The following is a 7,801-nucleotide window of genomic DNA, read 5'->3' as shown; positions in this document are numbered from 1 at the left end:
ACTGATCTCGCCGAACTTCAGATAGCCTTTCCAGTTCGCACGCGCCGCGACCATGACACTCACCCCATACGCAACAACACGATTCAATGCCGGGCCGCCGCGCATGTTCCCGCCTCGCGGAACTGATTCGTTTGCTCGGCATTGAGTCCCCAGTTTCGTTGCCGGAGTTGCGTTGCCATGGCTGAACGGACCTATTGGAAGGGCTATCTCAAACTGTCGCTGGTGACCTGCCCGGTCGCGATGTCGCCGGCGACATCCGAAAGCGAGAAGGTCCAGTTTCACACACTGAACCGCGAAACCGGCAACCGTATCGTCAGCCGCTACGTTGACGCCGACAGCGGCAAACCCGTCGAGCCCGATCGCCAGGCTAAGGGCTACGAGGCCGAAGCCGGCCGCTTCGTCGTCATAGAGGATGAGGAGCTTGAGGCCGTCCGGCTCGACACCGTGCGCACGATCGACATCGACAAGTTCGTGCCGCGCGACTCGATCCCGTGGCTCTACCTCGATAGTCCCCATTACTTGGTTCCGGACGGCGATGTCGGCGAAGAAGCCTTCTCGGTGATCCGCGACGCTATGGCCGCGTCAAAGATGGTCGGCATCTCTCGCGTCGTTCTGTATCGCCGGGAGCGCGCGGTCATGCTCGAAGCCCGCGACCGCGGCATCGTGCTTTGGACGCTGCGCTACGGCGACGAGGTCCGCGATGAGAAGGCGTATTTCTCCGGTATTGAGCAGGAGAAGCCTGAACCCGAACTGCTCGATCTGGCGCAGAAATTCATCAAGTCGAAGACCGCGGACTGGTCGCCGGAGATGGTCAAGGATCCGGTGCAGGAACACCTGCTTAAGCTGATCGCGTCGAAGAAGCGCCGGAAGGGCGCGCGGGTTTCTGCTACTCGCGAGGACGGACGGCCGGCCAATGTCGTCAACCTCTTCGACGCTCTGAAGAAGAGCCTCCAGGCTGACAAGTCGCTTCGGAGCTGAATTCGGACGGAACAGAATCGGCGCTCACCTCGTTCGAAGAGCATTCCGTGGGTCATTCCACGAATTTCGAGGTGTCCAGACATGAAGAAGATCTTGCTCGCGTCGCTGATCGCGGCGACGACCTCCTTTGGTGCGCTCGCTCAGACCGCCACCACTTCGCCAGTACCGTCACCGAAGGGTGATGCGGACAAGAATGCTCCGCTACCTGGCGCGAATAGCTTCACAGAAGGCCAGGCCAAGAGCCGTCTCGAGGCCAACGGCTATTCGCAGGTCGGCCCGCTCACCAAGGACGCCAATGGCGTCTGGAAAGGTAGCGCCACCCTCGGCGGATCCAAGGTGAATGTGACCGTCGACTACCGCGGCAACATCACCCGCCAGTAATATCGGAGAACCAACATGACCCAGACTCTCACGCGTTCCTACGACAGCTACGAGACCGCCCGTACAGTGGTCGAGGCCCTCGAAGCCGGCGGAGTGAGCTCAGCCGACATCAGCGTGGTCGGCCGGCACGCCAAGGCCGACGACAGCAATGCCGGTGAAGGCGCCGGGATCGGCGCGGCGCTCGGCGGGGCGGCGGGCCTGCTCGCGGGGATCGGATTGCTTGCCATTCCCGGGATCGGCCCGGTGGTGGCGGCGGGCTGGCTCGCCTCCACGGCCGCGGGTGCCGCGGCTGGTGGCGTGGCCGGCGGCATCGTCGGGGCGCTGACCAGCGCGGGACACAGCGAAGAGGATGCGCACTACTACGCCGAAACGGTTCGGCGCGGAGGCACAGTGGTTTCGGTGCGGGTTGCTGACGAGCACGTTCCTGTGGTCGAGGCTATCCTCGACGGGGCCACGCCGATCGACCGGGATGCCCGCCTTGCCGAATACCGCGCGGCCGGCTGGAGTCGGTTCGATGAAACGGCGGCTCCCCACCGTTCCACGGTGATCTGAACAAGGCTGGCCGACCCTCTTGGGAGGGCCGGCCAGTTCGCATGAGCGACAAAGCGCTGGGGGATTTTCAGATGGAGAGTGGCATGGGTTGGTTTTCCAAGGATATCGCCACGTTTCGTTCATACGTTGCGGGACGTCTATTACGCTGAGAACCAGATCAAAAAGGCGCTGCCGGATATGGTCGAGAAGGCGACAAGCCCTGAGCTCAAGCGCGGCTTCGAAACGCATCTGCGCGAGACCGAGGGCCAAATCACGCGCCTGAAGGAAGTCTTCCGCCTGCACGGCGTCGAGGAGAAGGGCGTCACCTGTCCCGCGATCGACGGCATCCTCGAAGAAGCCAACGATATCGCGGGTGAGGTCGAGGACAAGCAGGTCCTCGACGCCGCGCTGATTGCAGCAGCCCAGGCGGTCGAACACTACGAGATTACGCGCTATGGCACACTTGTGGCCTGGGCGAAGCAACTCGGTCGAAACGACTGCGCGTCGCTCCTGAAACAGAACCTCGACGAGGAAGACACCACCGATAAGAAGCTCTCGAAGCTCGCGAACGAGAATATCAACCGCAGGGCTGCTTGACTGTCCGCGCCCTCGCCGGCGAGGGCGCCTCTCATCGCCGCAGGCCTATCGCACATGCTTGGCAATCGTCAGGCGTCGCATTCAAAGCCTTCTTGAGGCATCAGTTCCTCGCGGCCATTACACCGAAAACCAAAGAGCGGGCCGTGTCTCAACTGACGCTCTCGCATTAGCTGCGGTAGTGGGACCAGAAAGCGCCCTGCCCGACGGCGAGACCGCTTTGGGACGCAGCGTCACGAAGCGGGATTCTCTGCAGATTGGCCTCGTCATGGGCCTGGACTAATGCCCTCTCTGAGGCTGCACGAGCACCGCGGCTCGCTTGGGGAGATGATCAATGCTGTTCGAGGGTGGTTTCACATTTGCGAATTTTGTCGTCGACGCATTCGCTGTATTTATGTTCATCCTCTGGTTCTGGCTCTTCATAACCGTAGCGAGTGACCTCTTTCGGCGTCACGACGTATCTGGATTGAGAAAAGTCCTTTGGATCATGGCTCTGATCGTGCTGCCCTACTTTGGTGTGTTTGCCTATTTGCTTACTCAAGGTCGAGGCATGGCCGAGCGCAACATAGAGCGAGCCCAGCATGCCCGCGAAGAACTTCGGAAGGTCATCGGCTTTAGCGCGGCCGACGAGATTGAGAAGCTCACCAAGTTGAAAGCAGCGGGGACCATAACTGAGGCTGAATACGCTAGCCTGAGGCGCCAACTCGTTTCCTGACGTTCGGCATCTAGCAGCGGCCGGTGAACGGTTTTCGGTTGGCGCTTTGGTTGTAACGTACGCCGTTGAAGCGAAAAGGCCCGGCCCCCTTTCGGAGACCGGGCCAAGTTCAGGGAGGAGCCGGTTAGGCCGGCAGCCATCTTGCGGCGGTCAGCCGCTTGATTTCGTCATGGTGGCTTGAAGCCGGTGCGTCCCCGCGGCGAGTGGCGATTCTCGATCACACGATCCAGCCGCTCGTTGATGCTGCCGACGTCGCTTTGGACATCTCGAACAAGGTMGAGCACCTGGCCGACCTGCTCGCGTAGCCCAACCTTGCTGACATAGTGCTCGGCGACGTGGAGCCGATGGGGTGCGAGGTCCGTGGCGACGATGTCAGCTTTGCTCGAGGCGCCGGTGGCGGCGGCAAGCGCCTCCGTGCGAGCCCGACTGACGATCGCCTCGATGCGGGCCCAGATCGCCGCGAGCGCCCCCAACACGGTGATGATGAAGACGACGAGTTCCGAGGTGATCGTCATCTTCGCCTCAAGCCGCCCGTTTGCGGTTCCAGAAGGCCCACCACGCTACGCCGGCCAGCGAGAGCACCGCGCCGGTTGCCGGCGCAGCTATCTCCTCGGTGAGGATGCCCTTCGAGACCAGCGCGCCGGCGGCAATCTGGAGGAGGATGCGCAGGAGCTGCTGTGCAGAATCCCAGTTCATGTCGATCTCCGTGGTTCTGAGAATGGCTCAGCCGCGCTTGGCGGCCTCGATCGCTTGCAGCGCCTTGATTGTCTCGCCGATGGCGATGGCGAGATCCGCGCGGAGATCAAGAAGCGCAAGGCGGGTCATACCCAGATGAAAGCGGCGAATGCCGTCATCCGGGTGACGAAGGGTCAGGAGCCCGACGCCCGCGTGCAAGCCCTGGTCGACGCGACCGGCTGGCGGGAGGCCACAGCGCGGGCGTGCATCTTCCCGGCGCAATCGTGGATGGGGCAAGTCGCCGCCTATCAGCTTTCCGGCCAATTGGCGGAAATCAAGCGGCTGGAAATCCGGCTGGCGAACATCGAGCGGAATCGTGAGCGCGGCAACGTCGAGCGCACAGCCTGATCCCCTGTTCGAAGCGTTCGATGCCGGTTTGGTTCTGCTGATCGTCGCCGGTGCCGCGCTGCTCGCATACGGCTTCATCTGGCTGATCGAGGAGAAGCACCAGGACACGCGATTCCAGGCAAAGCGCTGGGAGGACGAGTTCAACCGCGAGAGGCACGAAGGCGCAAAAGAGCGGCTCGTGCTGCGCAACAGGATCGACATGCTCGAGGCGGTTCTGAAGAGGGCCGGCGTTGAGATCCCGAAAGCGCCCTCCGAATCCGCCGACATCCCGTTCTGAGGCGCGCCATGACCGATCTCAAGATCCAGCCCGTCGTCACCGCGTGGTCCATCGGAAAGTGCCTGTCGTCGCCTTCCTCCTGCCGCCACCATTCGAAGGCCAAGGGAGGCAAGCCCGTCTCGCGCTCCGTGCGCGGCCTGGCCGATGTGATCCTGCTCTGGGCGCAGGAGGTGAAGCCTCAGATCATCCTCCTGGAGAAGGTCGAGGAGTTCCGAGACTGGGGCCCGCTCGGCGCCGACGGCATGCCGATCAAAGAGCAGAAAGGACGCGAGTTCATCATGTGGCTGAACCATGGCCGCGCCGCCTTGGAGCCCCGCGATGAGCGCTGACACAGCCCCTGCCGCGATTCCGAGCGAGACCGAACGGCTGGCGCTGGTCGCTGAGCTTCTTCCGCTCGAAGCAGCCGCGCCATTGAGCGCTCTTGAGACCGCGCGTTATCTAGCCGTCGAGCGGCGGATCATGGCGCTGGATGCCGCAGCCATCCGGGCGCAGGGAGAGTGAGATGGGAGTGATGCCAACCGTTTGAATTTTACATGGCGCAGTGACGCATTGCTTCAAACTTCGGGGTTACAGTCATTGGGTAACCGCGCCCCGCCACTTCCTGAGGATTGCATCTATGACTGACAATGCCGAAACCCGCCCTGCTGATGCTTTGGATGACCAGGATCTCGAAGCCGTCAATGGCGGGGTCTCTTACGAGAGCATAGTGTCCACTCTCTTCCGCGTCGCCACTGCCGTCGTACCTGCTGCGATACAGTCAGCTCAATCCAAGGGCATGGAGGCCGGTGCTCCGGGAATTGTCAGCTCGCTGCCGCAGCTCTTCGCGCCGCGTGACGTGCTGACCGGCCAGGATCGTTGAACGCATTTCCGGATGCCGGGGCACCCATGATCCGCGCCAACGGCTTCACCATCGCCCTTGCCTTCATGGCGCTGGTCTTCGTCGCGGTCTATGGATGGCTGAGCGGGGCTTGGCGGTGATCAGACGAGCTTGCCGCAGTCGGCTGAACAGGCCAGTCCACCGGCCTTGCCCGTTGAGCCTGCGGTTCGAGGCGAGCGGCAGGCTAGGGTTATCGTCTCGCAATCAGGAGTGTTAAGCGTCCGCGGGGGCTGGTCTCTGCCGATAGAACATTCGTTGGTGACAACTGCTTTGCCCGAAGCGCGGAGACAATGCTCGGTACAGCCTCAATCGCACTCCTAAGTTTCTGAAGTTCGGCCTCACCCTTCTCCGCAACACGACGATGGATCTGCACTTGCTTCGCCTTCGGCAGCAAGCTGATGTCAACAATTGCGATTGGTTGGCTTTTCAGGGAGCCAGATGGGCTTGTAGGGTCAGGCAGCTGCCGTTCCAGCGCAGATTCATTCAATTCCTGCGCGCTGGCGCCGACCACGGCGAGAGTGAGGCCAGCCACTACGAGCGTGAGTGCATGCATTAGGCCGACCTCCGTGTGTATCGACCGCATGGTACGATTCCACGCGGCAGCTCATGACTGAGCCGGGTCGTTTCAAAAGCGGGAAAATCTCGCGGCCTACCTGGCGGGATGATGGCCACCCTTCGCCAGCAACACGCGCATTAGGTACGCGCGGCAAGGGAGCATTGCGCCTTTTAGCGGAGGGAAGCGAATCCGGCTGGCTCACAACTCCGTTAGTTCTGGGCCCTCCGAGCCAAGCTGCCGTCGAACGTTTAGTGGAGTGGTGGAACCCTTTTTCGAACTACCCGTTCACCGACAGGGGGCAATACCGGAGGCTCTCATGCGGGACGGACAAGGCAATAAGCTTTCACCCGAAGAACAGCAGAAAATACGCTCGATACAGGGCGCACCAGGTCGGGATTCAGTCAGCGGCATTTCGATCGATCCGAACGCCGGCAAGGACACCAGTAAAGAACCATTGGCGAAGCCTGTCGAGAAACCGGCCGCGGGCCCTGGAGAATAGGGTTTTCTCCAGCGTAGACCGGGGTGGAGGTTAAGAGATGCCTGATCCCGACTATGAAGCCAATATGGCAGGGGCCCTCACCTAACAGCCGATGCGGTGGTTTTTCGCGGAGACGAAGTCGCCCTGATCCGCCGCAAGAAGGGCGGCCACTGGGCCGTTCCCGGTGGCTTTCTTGACCAAGGCGAGACCTTCGAACCTTGCGCCTTACGCGAATTCGAGGAGGAGGCCGGAGTGAACCTCCAGGCTTCGCCGGGTCTGATTATCGCCACCTACCCGCCTATTGCCTTCGATGCGATCGACCGCGATCCGCGGAGCCGCATCATCTCGGGAGCAGTCCTTTTTGAACTCTCGTTGGACCACGGCCGGCCACCTCTCCAAGTCGGCGACGTTGCCGTCGCTGCTGAGTGGTTCGCGGGAAATGACATCCCTGCCCTCTACGCAGACCACAACAGCATTATCAGGGTGTTGAAGGCCACGTATCTCTAACTTGGCCATTTCACCGGTGGCGGCACTGTCCGCCGAACTGTGCTTGAAATGCGCGAGCATGGCGTTCGTCGGAAAAACTCACTTGCACGCTTCCTGAAGGGGGGTCCATTTTGATCCGCGCTTGGTGAGGAATATTCCACTCCACGAGCCACCTACCAACTTCGAATAACTGCTCGTTTAGCGTGGCCGGATCCAACGGGAGATCCACGCGAAAGTATCCCTCGGGGCCGACTTTAGTCGTGATCGATATCGAGCCCAGCGACATCATCGAAGTCAGCCGTTTTCGCCCTCAAAGGCCATCACAGCAAGGGCTGATGCACCCGCGACGACGAGCCAGATGGCGTCCCCCATCCACGTCGCTGGAATCGTCGGAGACGCGACAACCGTCGTGATGCCCGCTACTGAAAACAACGTCGATAGAAACGAAACACGCCACATTTCCGCCTCCATTTTTGGAGGCGCTAACGTTTGGCAATGGCGCCGGTTCCATCGAAAATTGGGCGAGGGCCACGAACATGTCGGGGCACGCCTTCGTTTCCAAGCACCGACCCTGCCAACGTTCAGGATACGACGGCGCGTTCGCTACCGTCCGCAAAGCTCTGCGTCGCGGCGGAGGGCCGTCAGATCAAGAAGGCCTGCGCCGGCCGCTCAACCTCCGGGTCTCCGCCATCCGTTTTCACACCGCGGGCTACGATGCTCAACGAGCCATCCGGCAACGGTCGCTGCAGCGCCMACGCCTGTTCCCACGGCGCCGTCATCCAGGTTTCGCACTCCTCCGGTGTCGTGAGGATGACCGGCATCGCCTTGGGATGGATCGCCTTCAC

Annotated in this window: 11 protein-coding genes and 3 pseudogenes; 11 read left to right on the top strand and 3 right to left on the bottom strand. The window is 61.6% G+C overall.

The features are described from left to right. Nucleotides 1-177: 177 nt before the first annotated feature. The 5 genes and pseudogenes from ku to AC1DIN_RS29640 all read left to right on the top strand — a co-directional run bounded on the left by ku (nucleotide 178) and on the right by AC1DIN_RS29640 (nucleotide 3,199). Complete coding sequence (gene ku, locus AC1DIN_RS29660; protein ID WP_476812329.1) at nucleotides 178-978, top strand: non-homologous end joining protein Ku; 801 nt, start codon at nucleotides 178-180, stop codon at nucleotides 976-978. A gap of 81 nt (nucleotides 979-1,059) precedes the next feature. After that, nucleotides 1,060-1,359: a PepSY domain-containing protein gene (locus AC1DIN_RS29655; protein ID WP_476812328.1), complete on the top strand. Its 300-nt coding sequence runs from the start codon at nucleotides 1,060-1,062 to the stop codon at nucleotides 1,357-1,359. A 15-nt stretch (nucleotides 1,360-1,374) separates the two neighbouring features. After that, nucleotides 1,375-1,911 carry a hypothetical protein gene (locus AC1DIN_RS29650; RefSeq protein ID WP_476812327.1) on the top strand — a complete coding sequence of 179 codons (537 nt, stop codon included), beginning with the start codon at nucleotides 1,375-1,377 and terminating at the stop codon, nucleotides 1,909-1,911. 83 nt (nucleotides 1,912-1,994) lie between these two features. Continuing rightward, nucleotides 1,995-2,487 (top strand): annotated as a pseudogene (locus tag AC1DIN_RS29645) (YciE/YciF ferroxidase family protein). Nucleotides 2,488-2,818: 331 nt separating this feature from the next. Continuing rightward, nucleotides 2,819-3,199 (top strand): SHOCT domain-containing protein, encoded by a 381-nt coding sequence (locus tag AC1DIN_RS29640; RefSeq protein ID WP_476812326.1) that lies wholly within the window; start codon nucleotides 2,819-2,821, stop codon nucleotides 3,197-3,199. A 167-nt stretch (nucleotides 3,200-3,366) separates the two neighbouring features. Here AC1DIN_RS29640 and AC1DIN_RS29635 read toward each other — a convergent pair whose 3' ends face one another. Continuing rightward, nucleotides 3,367-3,714, bottom strand: coding sequence for a hypothetical protein (locus tag AC1DIN_RS29635; RefSeq protein ID WP_476812325.1), 348 nt, complete (start codon nucleotides 3,712-3,714; stop codon nucleotides 3,367-3,369). 7 nt (nucleotides 3,715-3,721) lie between these two features. Continuing rightward, nucleotides 3,722-3,895, bottom strand: coding sequence for a Pam3-gp28 family putative phage holin (locus AC1DIN_RS29630; protein ID WP_476812324.1), 174 nt, complete (start codon nucleotides 3,893-3,895; stop codon nucleotides 3,722-3,724). Nucleotides 3,896-3,949: 54 nt separating this feature from the next. Between AC1DIN_RS29630 and AC1DIN_RS29625 the strand changes: the two genes are divergently transcribed. The 6 genes and pseudogenes from AC1DIN_RS29625 to AC1DIN_RS29600 form a co-directional block, all read left to right on the top strand. After that, complete coding sequence (locus tag AC1DIN_RS29625; RefSeq protein ID WP_476812323.1) at nucleotides 3,950-4,282, top strand: hypothetical protein; 333 nt, start codon at nucleotides 3,950-3,952, stop codon at nucleotides 4,280-4,282. Beyond that, nucleotides 4,251-4,559, top strand: a complete 309-nt coding sequence (locus AC1DIN_RS29620; protein ID WP_476812322.1) for a hypothetical protein — start codon at nucleotides 4,251-4,253, stop codon at nucleotides 4,557-4,559. The genes AC1DIN_RS29625 and AC1DIN_RS29620 overlap by 32 nt, the downstream gene beginning before the upstream one ends. An 8-nt stretch (nucleotides 4,560-4,567) precedes the next feature. Further along, entirely contained in the window at nucleotides 4,568-4,888 is a 321-nt protein-coding gene (locus AC1DIN_RS29615) for a hypothetical protein (protein ID WP_476812321.1), read from the top strand. After that, complete coding sequence (locus AC1DIN_RS29610) at nucleotides 4,878-5,060, top strand: hypothetical protein (RefSeq protein ID WP_476812320.1); 183 nt, start codon at nucleotides 4,878-4,880, stop codon at nucleotides 5,058-5,060. The genes AC1DIN_RS29615 and AC1DIN_RS29610 overlap by 11 nt, the downstream gene beginning before the upstream one ends. Nucleotides 5,061-5,175: 115 nt before the next feature. Continuing rightward, nucleotides 5,176-5,418 (top strand): hypothetical protein, encoded by a 243-nt coding sequence (locus AC1DIN_RS29605; protein WP_441471597.1) that lies wholly within the window; start codon nucleotides 5,176-5,178, stop codon nucleotides 5,416-5,418. Nucleotides 5,419-6,578: 1,160 nt separating this feature from the next. Continuing rightward, nucleotides 6,579-6,977: pseudogene (locus AC1DIN_RS29600) on the top strand (NUDIX domain-containing protein); the annotation flags it as partial. 620 nt (nucleotides 6,978-7,597) lie between these two features. On the opposite strand, the pseudogene AC1DIN_RS29595 reads toward AC1DIN_RS29600, so the two are convergent. Beyond that, nucleotides 7,598-7,801 (bottom strand): annotated as a pseudogene (locus AC1DIN_RS29595) (hypothetical protein); the annotation flags it as partial.

It is taken from the genome of Allobosea sp. 05T438, assembly GCF_056396025.1.
The sequence above is the reverse complement of the archived record's forward strand: the minus strand, read 5'-3'. Positions and strand labels throughout refer to the sequence as shown.

What these genes read in the sequence shown, in the direction of transcription:
- ku (WP_476812329.1), top strand. Translation starts at nt 178, where the DNA reads ATGGCTGAACGGACCTATTGGAAGGGCTATCTCAAACTGTCGCTGGTG.
- AC1DIN_RS29655 (WP_476812328.1), top strand. Translation starts at nt 1,060, where the DNA reads ATGAAGAAGATCTTGCTCGCGTCGCTGATCGCGGCGACGACCTCCTTT.
- AC1DIN_RS29650 (WP_476812327.1), top strand. Translation starts at nt 1,375, where the DNA reads ATGACCCAGACTCTCACGCGTTCCTACGACAGCTACGAGACCGCCCGT.
- AC1DIN_RS29640 (WP_476812326.1), top strand. Translation starts at nt 2,819, where the DNA reads ATGCTGTTCGAGGGTGGTTTCACATTTGCGAATTTTGTCGTCGACGCA.
- AC1DIN_RS29630 (WP_476812324.1), bottom strand. Translation starts at nt 3,895, where the DNA reads ATGAACTGGGATTCTGCACAGCAGCTCCTGCGCATCCTCCTCCAGATT.
- AC1DIN_RS29615 (WP_476812321.1), top strand. Translation starts at nt 4,568, where the DNA reads ATGACCGATCTCAAGATCCAGCCCGTCGTCACCGCGTGGTCCATCGGA.
- AC1DIN_RS29610 (WP_476812320.1), top strand. Translation starts at nt 4,878, where the DNA reads ATGAGCGCTGACACAGCCCCTGCCGCGATTCCGAGCGAGACCGAACGG.
- AC1DIN_RS29605 (WP_441471597.1), top strand. Translation starts at nt 5,176, where the DNA reads ATGACTGACAATGCCGAAACCCGCCCTGCTGATGCTTTGGATGACCAG.